This is a genomic window from Parabacteroides sp. KHUB-02 (genome assembly GCF_056640955.1).
Genome location: NZ_JBWQEV010000002.1, coordinates 543,800 through 558,809 on the forward strand (window position 1 = coordinate 543,800; position 15,010 = coordinate 558,809).

The 15,010-nt window shown below is 41.5% G+C and carries 14 protein-coding genes; 3 read left to right on the plus strand and 11 right to left on the minus strand.

The genetic code is table 11. From position 1 onward, the window contains the following. Positions 1–217 precede the first annotated feature (217 nt). From ACYIA1_RS22785 to ACYIA1_RS22795, 3 genes are all read right to left on the minus strand, one after another. Entirely contained in the window at positions 218–1,786 is a 1,569-nt protein-coding gene (locus ACYIA1_RS22785) for a PAS domain-containing sensor histidine kinase (protein WP_211737603.1), read from the minus strand. Between the two features lie 141 nt (positions 1,787–1,927). Next, a complete protein-coding gene (locus ACYIA1_RS22790) occupies positions 1,928–2,578 on the minus strand; it encodes an AraC family transcriptional regulator (RefSeq protein ID WP_226769897.1) in 651 nt (216 codons plus the stop codon). Between the two features lie 911 nt (positions 2,579–3,489). Then, positions 3,490–3,990, minus strand: coding sequence for a hypothetical protein (locus tag ACYIA1_RS22795; RefSeq protein WP_229100139.1), 501 nt, complete (start codon positions 3,988–3,990; stop codon positions 3,490–3,492). A gap of 170 nt (positions 3,991–4,160) precedes the next feature. On the opposite strand from ACYIA1_RS22795, the gene ACYIA1_RS22800 reads away from it, so the two are divergent. The 3 genes from ACYIA1_RS22800 to ACYIA1_RS22810 all read left to right on the plus strand — a co-directional run bounded on the left by ACYIA1_RS22800 (position 4,161) and on the right by ACYIA1_RS22810 (position 7,721). Beyond that, positions 4,161–5,375 (plus strand): tyrosine-type recombinase/integrase, encoded by a 1,215-nt coding sequence (locus ACYIA1_RS22800; protein WP_117991734.1) that lies wholly within the window; start codon positions 4,161–4,163, stop codon positions 5,373–5,375. A gap of 422 nt (positions 5,376–5,797) precedes the next feature. Next, entirely contained in the window at positions 5,798–6,691 is an 894-nt protein-coding gene (locus ACYIA1_RS22805; protein WP_480334873.1) for a tyrosine-type recombinase/integrase, read from the plus strand. After that, on the plus strand, positions 6,681–7,721 hold the full coding sequence (locus ACYIA1_RS22810) for a tyrosine-type recombinase/integrase (protein WP_117852433.1): 1,041 nt from the start codon (positions 6,681–6,683) through the stop codon (positions 7,719–7,721). The genes ACYIA1_RS22805 and ACYIA1_RS22810 overlap by 11 nt, the downstream gene beginning before the upstream one ends. An 88-nt stretch (positions 7,722–7,809) precedes the next feature. On the opposite strand, the gene ACYIA1_RS22815 is transcribed toward ACYIA1_RS22810, so the two are convergent. The 8 genes from ACYIA1_RS22815 to ACYIA1_RS22850 all read right to left on the minus strand — a co-directional run bounded on the left by ACYIA1_RS22815 (position 7,810) and on the right by ACYIA1_RS22850 (position 14,902). Beyond that, on the minus strand, positions 7,810–10,056 hold the full coding sequence (locus ACYIA1_RS22815; RefSeq protein ID WP_480334875.1) for an ATP-binding response regulator: 2,247 nt from the start codon (positions 10,054–10,056) through the stop codon (positions 7,810–7,812). A gap of 229 nt (positions 10,057–10,285) precedes the next feature. Next, positions 10,286–11,074, minus strand: a complete 789-nt coding sequence (locus ACYIA1_RS22820; protein ID WP_480334877.1) for a PRTRC system ThiF family protein — start codon at positions 11,072–11,074, stop codon at positions 10,286–10,288. Then, complete coding sequence (locus tag ACYIA1_RS22825; RefSeq protein ID WP_480334879.1) at positions 11,071–11,769, minus strand: PRTRC system protein B; 699 nt, start codon at positions 11,767–11,769, stop codon at positions 11,071–11,073. Before ACYIA1_RS22825 ends, ACYIA1_RS22820 begins: the two co-directional genes overlap by 4 nt. Before the next feature lie 5 nt (positions 11,770–11,774). Next, positions 11,775–12,866 carry a hypothetical protein gene (locus ACYIA1_RS22830; protein ID WP_202578457.1) on the minus strand — a complete coding sequence of 364 codons (1,092 nt, stop codon included), beginning with the start codon at positions 12,864–12,866 and terminating at the stop codon, positions 11,775–11,777. Between the two features lie 34 nt (positions 12,867–12,900). Next, positions 12,901–13,122, minus strand: coding sequence for a PRTRC system protein C (locus ACYIA1_RS22835; protein ID WP_025018924.1), 222 nt, complete (start codon positions 13,120–13,122; stop codon positions 12,901–12,903). Positions 13,123–13,126: 4 nt separating this feature from the next. Then, positions 13,127–14,086 (minus strand): PRTRC system protein E, encoded by a 960-nt coding sequence (locus ACYIA1_RS22840; protein ID WP_480334881.1) that lies wholly within the window; start codon positions 14,084–14,086, stop codon positions 13,127–13,129. 45 nt (positions 14,087–14,131) lie between these two features. Continuing rightward, positions 14,132–14,344 carry a hypothetical protein gene (locus tag ACYIA1_RS22845; RefSeq protein ID WP_202192080.1) on the minus strand — a complete coding sequence of 71 codons (213 nt, stop codon included), beginning with the start codon at positions 14,342–14,344 and terminating at the stop codon, positions 14,132–14,134. A 324-nt stretch (positions 14,345–14,668) separates the two neighbouring features. Then, the gene (locus ACYIA1_RS22850) at positions 14,669–14,902 is read right to left on the minus strand and encodes a hypothetical protein (protein ID WP_480334883.1); all 234 of its coding nucleotides are present in this window, start codon (positions 14,900–14,902) and stop codon (positions 14,669–14,671) included. Between the last annotated feature and the right edge of the window lie 108 nt (positions 14,903–15,010).

Genomic DNA, 15,010 nt, shown 5'->3' on the forward strand with positions numbered 1-15,010 from the left:
AATCTCATGGTTATGATTTTTTGAAACAAAAAAGGCTATCCATCACGGACAGCCAATCTCAATTGTTAACCTTAAATCTAATACCATGAAAAACACAGTGCAAATATAGAGATTTTATGTTATGTAGCATAATATTTTATTTGCAAATCTCATATCCTTAACCAGATTTAACAAAAACCATGCTTTAAAACATATCCGTAAAATAATATATATCCCCTTAGAACTTAGGTTCATTCTCTTTAATCTCCTTCAAAGGCAAGGTAAACCAAAAAGTGGAACCTACTCCCAATGTAGATTCTACCCCGATTCGTCCCCCTAGTTTCTCGATAATATTTTTGCAAATCGCCAATCCTAATCCGGTACCTTGTTTGCAAGCGTTCAACTTAACAAAGCGATCGAATATAGTTCTACAATCTTCCTCCGAGATTCCCATTCCCGTATCCGAGACCGAAACTCGTATTTCATCATTCGATACCTTATAGGCTAATTTGATCTCACCTTCCGAAGTAAACTTAATCGCATTTGTCAAGAAATTAGAAATAACCTGTACGACTCGTTTCGGATCTGAGAAAACAGTCACGGGTTGTGAGCCCCGATCGAAAACAAATCGAACGTTTTTCGGAATCTTCAAGGCATGTACCGCATAGGTTTCCTCACAGATCTCCTTAAAATCAAAATTTCTCTTCGTAATGTCAAAGGTTCCCGCCTCAATCTTTGAGAAATCAAGGATATCCTCAATCAATTGCAGAAGCAATTCACTATTCTTGTCAATGATATCCACATAAAACTCTCGTTCCTCCTCCTCTATCTCCTTGGTCTCTGCCAGTATATTCGCGAAACCAACAATAGCATTTAAAGGCGTACGGATCTCATGACTCATATTCGCCAAGAACATAGACTTAAGCCGATTCGCCTCTTTAGCCTTAGCTAACTCATATTCTTTCCGTTGACGCTCTCGTTCCACCCAGCGCAATTTATCTTGCATGGCGATCTCATCCGTTATGTCCATCAAGTAATAAAGGATTTTCGCTGGTCTTCCCGCCTCATCATATTTATAAGGGTACGCATACGCTCTCACCCAAACATATTGCCCCTCAAAAAGCTGTCGGTATTGAATACTATATTCACCGATCTCACCCGTAACAATCTTTTCAAAGCCTTGTACAAGTACCCTTTCCCGATCTTCCGGATGTACGATCTCACAAAAATCTTTTTTCGTTGTCAAGTTACTTGCTCTCAATCTGGATTTATTACCTAAAACACGTAAATCCAGATCGATATGCATCTTATCGGTTTTAACATCATATTCCCACAGCAAGGAATCACTGCAACGCATAACCGTTTTCAACTTCGTGAACAGTTCCTCTACTTTCTCCGACTTTTGATATTCTTCCGTCTCATCCGTAAACATTAGTACATATCCACAGATATCTTCAGCCTCTCCTTTCAACGGCACACATTTAATAGACAGACGTAAATTTGTACCTTCCTTTTTTGGGTCTATGTTATAGTACTCATTCGTTTGTATATTATCAAATTCATAATTACAATCGAACACAACCATTTCTCCCTGTTTCAGACGAGCGATCTTGTCCTCTGGAAAATTAGGATTCTCGAAAAGATTTATTCCCATAATATCCTTCCGGCTTATAGCGAACAAATTCTCGTCCGTCCTATTGAGATCCACTAGCTGCCCCCTCTCGTCATAAACTTCAATTCCAACAGGTAATTTCTGGAATAGGGCATTAAAGCTCATTTCCTCTAGCATTTTATTACATTGTCCCATCGTCATATTAAATTATAACCACTAATTCCCTACTTTAAATCAATCAAGCAATCTCCTCTGTTATTTATACAACAAATGAACGATAATAACGATTGCAGCAGAAGTTTAAAGTTATAGAAATAATATGAAAATCAAACATAATCATGTTGAGAATATATGTTTTCGATATTGAGAAAGAGTCATTCCCGTCCGTTGACGAAAAAAGCGATTCAATGTCGATTGAGACGGAAAATTAGTCAATATAGCGATCTCCTGTATATTTAATCGAGAGTCACGTAGCAACGACTTTACCTCTAACACTATATAGATAGATAAAAACTCCTTGGCTGAAATGCCACACCTTTCATTCATGATCGCACTTAAATAAGTTGTCGTTATATTCAATTTATCCGCATAAAATCCGACATTCTTGTGATTCTTGAAATTCTCTGCCACGAGACTACAGAAATCATAGATCAATTGCTCTTTTCTCAAACTAGTCCTGAAAGGGATTTTCTTACGCACTTTCACATAATAGTCGTAAACATCCATGTAAAAAATCCCCAAGTAACATATAATCCGCTCCCTCAGAAGCCCATTACCCCGATACCGCTCAAGCTCATTCTCTATCAATTTGCAAAATGATTGAAAACGCTCAATACCATTATTATCCTCTATATTATAGTAAAAATGATCCTTCACGAAAAAATGAAATCCCGGATCAAAATGACGTAAGGAACTTAATACATCCCCATGTAGTACATGTGGTATGATGATAAACTTCGCCGAGAAGTCCTCACTCACGTTCCGCATTGAGCATAACTGTCTCGGAAATAAGAAAATCAATTCATTCTTATTCCATACATGCTTATTTTCAAGCAAATGAATGATCGCACTACCTCTATTACATACTGCTATTATCCCGTAATCCAAAAAAGAAGGCTCTGAAGTCAATGGACTATCTTCAATCTGTTCCGTAATAATAAAGTCTTTTTCTAATCCGCCTAAAAAACGATCACATGTATTATACCTATTCTCTTGCATATACTCTTATAAATTAAGGGAATACGAAATCTTACCTCCAACAACAATCAACAGAATAATATTATATTTTGTTCTGTCCGTTAAGGTCCCAAGTATATTCGTTTGATATTTTTCTTTCCTTACCCCCTCTTCTATTAGCCATCAAACCTTATATATCAATTGGTGCTAACAGCTAACCAAGGAAATCATAAAAAAACACAAGACAAAATTATATAATAAAAAATTGACTATTAAATGCATAACTAAACTAAAAGCGTACAAAAACACATCAATTGTATACAAAATCGAAACAGACAAAGAATAACCGAAAAAGATCATAAAAATACAATTAGCTTCATTGACAAAGTAAGTTAGCTGAAATACCAAAGCAAGTTAACTTACTTTGCCGATGAAATTAGCTTACTTTGAAAGTATGGATGTTACCCTCGGAAAGGGGCGCTTAAGCAGTGTTCTCAAAAATTCGTGTATTCATGCCTCTATACAAAAAAAGGCTATCCGTCACGGACAGCCAATCTCAATTGTTAACCTTAAATCTAATACCATGAAAAACACAGTGCAAATATAGGCGATTTTATGTTATGTAGCATACTGAATTATTTGCAAAATTCATTCACTTAACTCGATTTAACGAAATCATGCCCTAAAACATAGTTATTAACAAGAAAACTATTCGTTCAGATCTAATAGCTTCCCAAGAAATCGTCGAGGGAACGAGTATCATCATCTGGCATCAATTCTTTTTTCAAACGAAATTTGCGTTTATAGATAGCGTCCTTCGTCACATTCAAGACTGACATCAGCTCCGCCGAGGTTAGCCGCAATTTGATCAAGCAACAAAAACGAATGGCATCCTCCGTCAAATCCGGATAAGCGACACGTAAACGACTTATAAAATCATCATAAAGAGTATTTACGATCTCGATCAAGTTTCTCCAATCTGAATCCGGCAATATCGTTTCCGATTTAGAAAGTATCTTCAGCTTCTTGAACGTATCCAACTGTTCCAGCAAACACTTCGCCAAACGCTCCTTTTCCTTGATCAAGGATTCCACGTCACGATGCGCTTTCCACTGAGCCGCATGCTGGTATTCCTTCAAACATTTCTCCTTCGCTTCCAATTGCTCCTTGATGTGCGACATCTCACGACTATAACGTTGTATCAAGATTTCATTTTTATCCACAAGACTCGCTGCTATTATCCGAAATTTCGGATAATAGCAGTTATCCAAACCCCAGCATTATCCTAAAAATACAGTTTTTTATTCTGTAAATCATTCTGTTATAGGATGAATAGGTTTGGATAATACATTCCTATATCTTTGCTAATGGCACTAAAGCCAATAGGAAGAATATGAATATAGCACAGTTAAAATTAAGCCAGAAGAAGTTACTGGACAACCTCGTTTCCCGTGGTTATGACATTCAGTACATCAAAGGAGTAAAATTTGTTTTAAGACTTCTTTTTGAACATGAAGGATGTTTTCATTCGTATGAACAATTTGCAGAAAAGTTTATCCGTACAAGGGGATATACAAAAGCGACATTGGATCTTAGGATGATGCATTTACGTACTATCCAAGCATATGATGAATTTGGGCACTACCCGGACAAGAAGTCCTTTGTTCCGTTATGCTATCCTTCCAGGTATAATATGCTTAACCCCAGTTTTCAGAAAGTTATAGACATTTACCGGAAACGTGCCGCAGAACATAAAAAGAAGTCCACAGTAAAAATGGAAACCGATGCCGTTACAATGTTCCTTTTTGAGATGCAAAAGTTCCACGTCTCTTCATTGGATGAAATCAAAGAAGAACATGTTTTGTCCTTTTTCCTTAAAGAAGAACAGCAAAAGCGTTCAAGGACATATTGCGGTCACATAGCGTCAGCCCTTAAAGAGTTGGGGGATTTATACGACATGAAAAAAGTATTAGGTTATTTCCCTGATTTGAAATATGAAAGGAAAAACTTCAACTATCTTAAGGATGATGAAATCAATGTGATAAAAAATGCTTTGTCAGACTCTAACAATATTTTGACTTTCAGGGAAAAAGCTATAGTTTCATTGGCCTTATATACTGGCATAAGAGGATGCGACATTGCCAACTTGAAATTGACAGACATAGATTGGAAGAAGGAACGAGTCAGCTTCGTCCAGGAAAAGACTGGTAATCCGATAGTGTTGCCCCTTCTTCCTCATGTTGGAAACTCATTGTTTGATTACATACGTAATGAACGGGACAATGAGGCCGGATCCGTGTATCTGTTTCCCAACAAGAAGAATGCGACAGAAAGGTTGGAGAACAAAAGTATCGGCACCATTGTCAATACAGTCTTTGAGAAACTAAACCTTAGAAAAGGTGAATCCGGGCGTGGAGTCAGCGTATTTCGGCACAACCTCGCCTCTAAATTACTTGGTAAAGGTACCGAGATTAGGGTCATCAGCCATATTTTAGGACATATCTGTTCTTCATCTATAGTCCCATATATAGATGCTGACATCCCTCATCTGAGAGAATGCGGAATCAATATTGAATGTTATCCAATAAGAAAGGAGTTGTTCGAATGAAAACAGATTCACATCTACCCCAATTTGCAGATTTGATGTCTGAATATGTCAATTTCATCTCTGGTATCGGAAAATGTGACTATATAACCCGCATATACCTGAACTCTTTCGCCAAGTACTGTATGAATCATGGCGGAGTGCTGTCGGATGATATTATCTCCGGATGGGCATCAAGGACAGATAAGGAAAGCTATTATACAAACCGTAACCGATGCATTATTTTGAGGCGCTTCATCCGTTATATCCGGTCGAAATATGGGGCACCGTTCAAATTGCCATCATATCCTCCGGACATAAAATACACACCTAAGCCAAAGCGTACTCTTGTTTCAGAACAGCCATACTCTTATTCCGCAATATCCCATATAGTCAAGAAATATGAACTTTACAAAAGAGCCTCTGGAAAATTCAGTAGGCGGACAATGGACAAGATTCGCCGTTTCAATGACTTCTGCGCCCAAAATTATCCGTCAGCCGAAGCTCTTACAGAAGAAATTGTCCTTGATTATTGCAAGAAGAAAAAAACGGAATCCGCAAAGTCATGCAATAACAGAATTGTAGGTGTCAGAGGATTTCTGAAATATGCGAATAGCCGTGGTTTCGTAAATATTCCTCTTCCATCCACCATTCCAAGAGTCAATGTCACATCATTCGAACCACATCCGTTTACTCCAGAAGAGCTTGCAAGATTCTTTAATGAAGCGGACAATCTCGAACCTCCAATAAATTGCCGTGACATGAGGGCTGCGCTTATGAAAGTGGAAGTTCCGGTCTTTTTCCGACTTTTGTACAGTACAGGGATGCGTACAACAGAAGCCCGTCTGCTCAGAGTAGAAGACGTGGACTTGCAATCCGGTGTTATAAATATAAGATACACAAAGAGCATAGATGAACATCGGGCTGCCTTGCACGAATCCATGTGGTCGCTATTGCAGATGTATAATGTCAAAATGGAAAATCTCATGCCCGGAAGAAAGATATTCTTTCCTAACGAGTACGACAAACCATATTCCGGAGAATGGGTAACGGCAAGTTTTAAGAAAGTATGGAAGAAAGTCAGTACGGCACACGCAAGAGCATATGATTTTCGCAGTCACTATGCGGTCGTGAACATAAACGGTTGGGATCACTGCGGCATTGAATGGATGGACAAACTCTTATATCTCAGCCGTTCCATGGGACACCGTTACATTCAAAACACATTATATTATTACAGGCTTGTACCGCTGTTTGCACACCAGTTGGAAAATCTGACAGGAGGTGGGTATGAAGAACTTTTACCTGATTTAAACGACTATTTTGAATATGAAGACTAAAGCAGAACATTCAATTATCGCCGATGCCATCCATGAGTGGCATACGGTTTATCTTCCGTGTATAAGGAATCTGAGCCATAACGCTTTAAAATCATACGGAGAGGGAATGGGAATCTATATAGATTTCCTTGAATCCTCGAAGGGAGTCACATCAAATACCATTTGTGGGGAATGCTTCCGTAAGGACTGGATTGAAGAATGGATTGCATGGCTGAAAGAAGTAAGAAAATGCAGCCCGCAAACATGCAATCATCGTCTCTCCATATTGAAAAATTTCCTCCGTTTCCTTGCGCACAAGAAAATCCAATTCATAAAATATGATTGTGATGCCGCTGAAATAAAAAGAATGCAGCAACCTAAAAAACAAGTGGAAGTAATCACAAAAGATACAATCAAACGGATTTTTGCAAGCATCAATACACGGACATTGATAGGTAAGAGGGATTTTGCCTTGTTCAATCTTTTATATAGTACCGGAACAAGAATAGATGAAATATTATCATTAAGGCTGTCGGCACTGCACCTGGATGAAACGAAAAGTTACATTCTTGTTTTGGGTAAAGGGAATAAACAACGTACCATTTATTTGTTGAACAGCATGGTAAAAATACTGAAACATTATGTGAAGTTGTTCCATCCGGCCAATCCGTTACCTTCTGATTTTGTATTTTTCCCCATATATGGCCATGCAAACAAAAAAATCACTTCAGAAGCGATTAGCAAGCGGTTGAAAATGTATGTTAGAATTGCGTCTCAGGGGCTACTTGAAATTCCTGCGGATTTTCATTGCCATAGTTTTCGGCATGCACGGGCTACCCATTGGTTGGAAGACGGTGTAAACTTGGCGCAGATACAAAAACTATTGGGGCATGAGAGCATCGAAACGACAATGAAATACGTAGGAGTTTCATCAGAACAAATGGTACAAGCTTTATGCTCTATGGAAGACAATCTGACTTTAGGCGTTGAAAAGAAATATAAGAAAATCAGAAATAAAGATTCATTAGCAACAGTTCTTGGATTGAGATAATACTTAGTAATAAATGAGTGACTGTTCTTGAATAATGGAACAATCACTCTTTATTATCTGCTACTAAAATATAACAATTTACTGATATTCAATACAATAAAAAGTCAAGTTGGGATAATATTTTGGTTTGGATAATGTGGTTTAACACGGTTTGAGTATCACACTCCGTATCCTTCAGGACATTGCGGTAAGCAAGCAGAATCTCATCCATCGAGACCATCTCCCACATCGGGAACATACGATGTGCTATGCTTCGCATCGACTCCCTGTTCTCGGCTGTCATTGCAATCTTCAGATCGACAATATCCTTCTCGCAGGACTCTATCATCGTTCTCAATATTTTCTTCTTGTCCGATACATTGGCAAGTATCATTGAGAAGTCCGTATCACTGCCTGGTTCGCGGCCCTTGACTACTGAAGCAATGACCTTCAACAGTTCATTCATGGAGAACGGCTTGAAGATGCAACCGTCAAATCCAGCCTCAAGAAGTGCTTCACGCTCACTTTCGCTTCGTGCTGTCATTGCCACTATCGGAATATCCTTAGAGTTACCGATGCGTGATTTGCGGAGCAATTCAAGCAACTTGAATCCATCGGTATTCGGCATCTGAATATCGCTCAAAAGCAGGTCGTAGTTCTTCTTACGCAGTTCCTCGGTCAGTTTATCTACCTTGCTGCATATTGTACACGATACTCCATTACGCTCCAACATCTCCTTTACAAGTTCAAGTTGCAGCATATCATCATCGATGGCGATGACATTCTTCGGTAGGTGCAGAGATGCGTCAAACGAAACGCTTTCCTCTTCTATAGGCTCATTGGTAACAGGTAGAGGTAAAGTAACTGTAAATGTCGTGCCTTTATTCAATTCACTCTCTACATTGATTGTTCCGCCAAGCATTGTTACTATTCCGTGGGCGATTGGCAGACCAAGACCATAACCATCCGAGTTCTCTGCATTTGCGGCACGCTCGAATGGCAAATAGATACGCTTCATCATCTCTTCGGTCATACCCATACCCGTATCGCTGACTTTCATTGTGAATGTGCCGTCCATATAGGTTACATTGAATCCGATATGTCCTGCGGAAGTGAACTTGACGGCATTGGCAATAAGGTTGTTGATGATTTGCTCTATTCTATCGACATCGCCTTTGACTACTGTATCAACACCTATGAACTCATGCTCAAAGAGAAGCCCTTTATCATTGATAGGCTGTGTGGCACCGTCCACCACACGATTCAGTAAATCGGAAATTCGGAATGGCACAGGGTGCATAGTCTCTTTCGCTTGATTAAGACGATAGACATCGAGCAGGTTGTTTACAAGGTGCAGTATATGCTTGCTGCGACCTAATACCTTTTTCAGTTGCAGATTGCGTTTCTTCTTCTCCCGTGTGTCCATGGCCAGATCTGTATAACCGATAATGTTGTTGAGTGGCCCTCGTATATCATGTGAGATGGTAAGGATAATCTTATTACGCATTTCAAGTAACTCAGCGTTCTTGCGGTTACTCTCCTCTAACTTGCGTCGGCCACGCTCTTTCTTGCCATAGTCACGCATAATGACAAAATACGAGGCTATAAGAGCAATGAAAATAAAAGCCGTAATGCTTCCTAAATAAACCTTTGTTCTCTCGCGAGTCTTAATAATCTGTTGTTCCCTTGCTTGAAGATCCTCCGTTACACGCCCGTCCATTGCAGCAATAAGGTCCTTCAATTGCTGGTTGATTACATAATTGCGATGAGCAAGGCTGTCTGCCGTTTCAGAGAGTTGACGGCTCTGCTCGGACTGCTTCTTGATAACATCCCGATTAAGGGTATAAAGTTTTGTGGTTGTCGTGGATTGCGGTTTATCCTTCTTCTTGAAGAGACCCAGGAAACCACTCTTCTTCTCAGCTTCCTGCGTACTCTCATATGCTATGACGGGAACACGCTCGGCAAGTTCTTCGCCGAGTTCTACCTGCTTTTCAAACAGCTTGGAGATATTGAAGAGTTGGATTTCTTTCTCTGCCATCAACACCCGTAGGCTATCTATCCGTTCACCGGAATAGTAATCCTTGAACTCACAAAGGATGCTATCCACCTTGAGGCGTTTGGCACGATAGAGAGTTGTGTCGGCTCTTTCCCATTCGAGAATGGTTTCACCGAACATAGTAAGGTCGAGCATATGTACATATGCCTCATGCACACTTTGCCGGAGACGGTGAATCTCTTTCACTTCACGCTCCAATCTGTTCATTTGTCGCCATTCGTGCAGGTACGTATATACGATACCACCAATTAGGGCGACAATAATAGTATAGCCAATGGCTATCTTCCTTTCTATTTTCATTGCGTCCTATATTTAAGTCGGGTTAGTCCGAACTGTTTATCATATATGCCTAATGTGCAAAATTACTAATAAAGCAAAAAATTAATGTTGCTTTATCATTTTTTAATAGCATTTCAAGGCATTTTTAATATAAAACGCTATAAATGATGAAGATATTGTAATAAATATGGAGCGATAGCATAAAAAAAGCCATCATACTCGTTAAGAATATGACAGCTGTCTATTACGGTTATACCATTATGGGATTGACCTTCATTGTCGTAAGGTTGAGATAGAGTCCGTGATGCTCTATCATACCGTGTCGGAACATCTTCCAGAGGATATTGCAGCCAAGCTGTGCCAATGTGGAGTTGATGAACAAGTCCTGCTTCTCCAAAGCCTCGGCAAGCGAACAGCTCGGACCGGAGTCCTCTTCCTTGATTCGGGCATACTTTACCAACTTTGTGATGACCTTCAACGATGGTACGGTCTGGTAGATTTGAGAAGTAGGTTGCTTTATCTTCTTTGGGATACTGCCCAATACAACCTGTCCCGATGTTTGCGTATTGCCGAAGTCAAGCCAATACAGTGGTGTCTGATAGTTTGTATAATTATACTGTGGCAATGCTTTGAGTACATTCCAGAGGTCTATTCTCGACTTTATATTGTCCGTACAGGTTATGGTTATATTGGCAAGATGTTCCTGTCGTACATCTTTCATATTGGAGGGATAGAACGCCGGCATAGCCTTCCAGTCATTCCCGAAGAAGTTGTTGATGCGTGTTATCAGGCAATTCGCCTTATTCAGTCCCAAGTCGGAATATCCGAAGAGTTGTCGTCCTATGTTGGCTTCAGTTACAATATCAGGATCGTATAGCGTTACGAATAGTCCCGGATGTCCGAGGGCACGAAGTGTTACATCCAATCGTGCAAGGTTTGTCAATACTTGCGAGCCTGTACCTCCACCACCTATAAGGTTTACCGTTACGGGGTGTTGTGGATTGAGCAGATAGCTGTCGGTATAATGTACTCTTTTCATCGTAGTATATCTTTAAGTTTCAAATTCTTTAGAGGCTTTAACTCTTCGAGGTTGAAGGGAGCATCCTTTGCTGCCTTTGTTACGAGTACAAGGTTGCTCTTTGTGGGATTTCCGTTACCTCCGAGGTGTGAGAACTCCGTGAGCCAGAACTTCTTTTCCCAATACTCAAGTAATTTGTCGTAGGTAATCTCTGTCGGCTTGTCAATCTTTGCCGAGCCAAGACAGACGCTTGACCCCGTGACATTGAAGAACGGAGCCGCGTAGAGTTCTGTTTCAGGCTTCAGCTCCTTGTCTATGTATGCGTAGATATTCATACGCTCATCACGCACCTCATAGATGACACCGGGCAGGTTGTACTCGGCATTCTCAATATGTAGCGACTCCTTGAAGAACATCATACGCTTTTGTGGCGGGTTGTACCAGATATATTTCTCGTAGCCCTTGCGGGTATCACTCCATAGCATATTTGTTGGGATGCGACCATGCGGTGTGCTGCTGTGCCTTTCGGAATATCCCTTGATGAGTTCGTTGATGAAGTCCACCGTTACGGGACGGCCTTCGCTCATAACACCCTCATTATCTATGTTCCGTACTTCAAGGAAGTATGTATCTCCTCCATCTGTGGAGTATGCTATCAATGCCGCACGGGGGCGCAGCATCGTATTTATCTGCTTGGTAAGTTTGTTGGTATCCATAGTGATTATCGTATGTAGTGAATAAAATCATCTGCCCACTTGAAAAACCTTTCGGGGTAGGTATCTTCAAGTGTAAAAACCTTGTCGGTCGTTGGAGAGACGGCAAAGGTTGATGCAGGAATAATATCGTATGACTCCTGACGGGAGGAATTATAGAAGTCGATAAGGTGTTCCGTCATTATATCATCGCTATCATAGACAACCCTTATCTGCTGTTCGAGTGTCATCGGCAGATAATCGGGCTCCTCATCGTAGAACGGGTCATAGCCATAGTACATGATGGCTTTCTCCGTCTTTATGAACTCAAGTCCTCTTCTCAGCAGTTCGATAAGACCTTGTTCAAAGCCATTCTTACACTCATATTCTTCTATAGCTTTCGGCAGGTTCTTGTAGTAGGACTTTCGCCACACCCTGTCGAGGAGTTTATATGCTCTACCATCCTTGTATGATTTCACGAGCTTTTCCCTCGCTCGCCTCTCTTTGGCATCTTCATCCTCATAGCAGCCTTCAGTCAGCATATCAATAGCCCAGTCCATATCTGACTCATCGTTGATAGTGGTTATACCGTTCTCTTTCATGAAATTATGATAGAATGTGATGACAATGCGTCTGAGTGTGGGATTCAGTTCCTCCACAAACTTTACAGGGAAGTAATACAGTGTGTACTCACCCCAAGTATGTGTGTTCCACACATTGAAGTATAGACAGCCATTGTCATCCTCAAGGTTGAGATACATGCCGCTTTTATTTACGAGGTCGTTCATCTCATTGTAGAGATTGACAATACCTTCACCAATAGTTCTGCCTGGCGTATGCTCCGCCTTTACATTCATAAGTTCGGCATAGCGGAAATAAGAATCACGCAGGTATTCGTAATTCTCCTGCGTGATTAGGTTATAACTGTTTCCGCTATAGCTCTCCCTCATAATAGTCTGTGGTGCTATGGGGAGAATAGGTGTCTTTAGAAAAGAATTACGGCACCCGTTGGCGCCGTAACTCTCTCTACTCTTGTCACACCGTATCGTACCTCCCGCTTGGTCGATGCGATTATCATCCTCGCGAGCTGTTCCGACTGATGTTCGTCCAATGGTCTGCATGACTTCTTCTTTTTAGTGTCCTTACTCATAGTTCTCATCCTTTTGTTCCGATGGTTGTCTTGAACTCATATACAGCCTTGTCATCCTTGATGGTCGGGCCGTGTACGGTTGCTGTGGTCAGTTCTGGATAGATGTTCGAGTAGAAGCTCATAACACTCTCCGGAGAGTCGTTCGGATTAGGATCAGGAAGTGTAATCATCTCTGTACCTTTCTTGAAGGTGAATGATCGCTGCATTTCGTTTCTTAAAAGTGCCATAATCTTAAACTGTTTGGGCGTATGCCTGTGAATAATGATTTTCTAACATTGACTGAGGGAAGTCGGGATATTCCTCATAATCCTCGGGGCGATATGCAGGGCCTTCGTGCATATATGCCTGTTCGTAATCCTCGGGCATAGGAGGCTCCTCCTGGTGTGGGAACATCGGAATCTCACCCTGCGGATAGTGAGGATGCTGCTGTCCTACATTTTGAGGTGGATAACCGCCTTGTGGTGCGGTGAACATAGGCTGCCCGCCATACTGAGGCTGTGCTGGTTGCTGAACAGGTCGTTGCATAGGCTGCTGCACGGGACGCATTACCGTCTGCTGAGGCTGTGGCGGCATCTGTCGTGGTGCAGCCTGCGGCTGGATAGTCTGCTGTGCAGGTTGCGATGCCACATTCTGCGGTTGTACCACTTGTGGAGCAGGTGCTGGAGTCTCTTCCATCATCTCAAAGAGCGAGCCTTGGTTCATCGCCTTCTTCTGTGCGGCAATCTTATCATCTACCTCCTTCTGCTTGTCGGCAGTGGCATACATACGAGCCTGTTGGAGTGCGGTGATGGCATCCTTATGATTCTTGGCAGTGATCAGCTCCTCTGCCTTCTTCATATGCTTCTCGTACTTCTCACGCTTCTCCTTCTCCTCTTTGGTCTCCTTAGCCTTGGCATCCTTTGCCGCCTTGCTGTTGGCGGCAGCCTTGTCTGCCTGTTTCTCGAACTCCATCAAATTGGAGATAAGTCCCGTAGCCTTGCGTATAGGCTGCATGATGTGTTGCAGGAACTCTGCATCCATCTCTTCGGGAGTGCCCGTTAGTGTCAGCGGAACGATGTGGTTCTGGGCTTCATCTTTCAGTCCGTTGGCCTTCGGCAGTGTTGATACAGTAAGTTGTCCGTTCGCTTTGCGGATGACGAGCGTAAGATCTACGCTCTCGGTCATCATCTGTGAAATTGATGTGAAAAACATAACTTTATGATTTAATGTTAATACTGAATTATTTTCTTGTGATGTTCACTGGTTGAAGAACTCTGCAAGCAGTCTGTTACGGTCAGGATGCTTGCTTATCTCCAGAATGGGATTGAGCAGCTCCGATATATGTACTGGACCTCGTGAGCCTCTTGGCGGCAACTTGATTTCAGGTTCAGTGACCTTTACTCTTCTTCTACGTACCACAGGCATCTGCATCGGTGCCATCGGTACACTTGCGATGATTGCTTGATTCATAGCTTTATCTTTTATTATATGGTTAATACTCGGACTTTGGCAGTCCGTTGAACTACGAGGGCGTTACGGCTAATGCTTCCGGTAAGGCAAGGTTTTCGGGGAAAATACCGCAGCACAGCGAGGATGATTTTCTCCGAAACCACCTGTGGCCCGACCTTGCTGTCCGATAAGAAGCATTGGCCAACTTTGCCCTGTAGTTCATCGGCTTGCCAATGGCTGGTATAAAAAGAGCCGTCCGAGAAGGACAGCTCCAATGTTCCATATTCTTACTTAAGGATATGTATGGTTTATATTGTTGTAGAGACCTTTTCATTATCTGTAGATTCAGAAGACCAAGAAACTGAGGATAGCAAACAGTATTAGTGCTGCCATTACGATACAGGCAATCTTGTATATGAATCGGAAGAAGCCGGGGAAACATACGATGGCTACCGCAGCCCATACGGGTGATACACCTCTTGTATAGAGATAGCTGAAACCTAATGCTGCTACTACGGCTAAGAGTATCATACCTATCCACTTTATTCTCTTTCTTACGATTGGGTCATTTGTTTTCATATCCTATATTATTTAGTGGGAACAGTCGTTCCCGATTTCGTGGGCTTGGATGTGAAACGCCTCCACCTGCAAGGTTTTCGGTAAAAATACCGCAGCAGTGCGAGGATG

Bases quoted from the DNA above. Each gene is read 5' to 3' on its own strand.
- ACYIA1_RS22820 (WP_480334877.1), bottom strand. From the start codon at position 11,074: ATGAAAAGAGTACATTATACCGACAGCTATCTGCTCAATCCACAACAC.
- ACYIA1_RS22815 (WP_480334875.1), bottom strand. From the start codon at position 10,056: ATGAAAATAGAAAGGAAGATAGCCATTGGCTATACTATTATTGTCGCC.
- ACYIA1_RS22800 (WP_117991734.1), top strand. From the start codon at position 4,161: ATGAATATAGCACAGTTAAAATTAAGCCAGAAGAAGTTACTGGACAAC.
- ACYIA1_RS22805 (WP_480334873.1), top strand. From the start codon at position 5,798: ATGGACAAGATTCGCCGTTTCAATGACTTCTGCGCCCAAAATTATCCG.
- ACYIA1_RS22840 (WP_480334881.1), bottom strand. From the start codon at position 14,086: ATGTTTTTCACATCAATTTCACAGATGATGACCGAGAGCGTAGATCTT.
- ACYIA1_RS22835 (WP_025018924.1), bottom strand. From the start codon at position 13,122: ATGGCACTTTTAAGAAACGAAATGCAGCGATCATTCACCTTCAAGAAA.
- ACYIA1_RS22825 (WP_480334879.1), bottom strand. From the start codon at position 11,769: ATGGATACCAACAAACTTACCAAGCAGATAAATACGATGCTGCGCCCC.
- ACYIA1_RS22790 (WP_226769897.1), bottom strand. From the start codon at position 2,578: ATGCGGAACGTGAGTGAGGACTTCTCGGCGAAGTTTATCATCATACCA.
- ACYIA1_RS22850 (WP_480334883.1), bottom strand. From the start codon at position 14,902: ATGAAAACAAATGACCCAATCGTAAGAAAGAGAATAAAGTGGATAGGT.
- ACYIA1_RS22810 (WP_117852433.1), top strand. From the start codon at position 6,681: ATGAAGACTAAAGCAGAACATTCAATTATCGCCGATGCCATCCATGAG.
- ACYIA1_RS22830 (WP_202578457.1), bottom strand. From the start codon at position 12,866: ATGCAGACCATTGGACGAACATCAGTCGGAACAGCTCGCGAGGATGAT.
- ACYIA1_RS22845 (WP_202192080.1), bottom strand. From the start codon at position 14,344: ATGAATCAAGCAATCATCGCAAGTGTACCGATGGCACCGATGCAGATG.
- ACYIA1_RS22785 (WP_211737603.1), bottom strand. From the start codon at position 1,786: ATGGGACAATGTAATAAAATGCTAGAGGAAATGAGCTTTAATGCCCTA.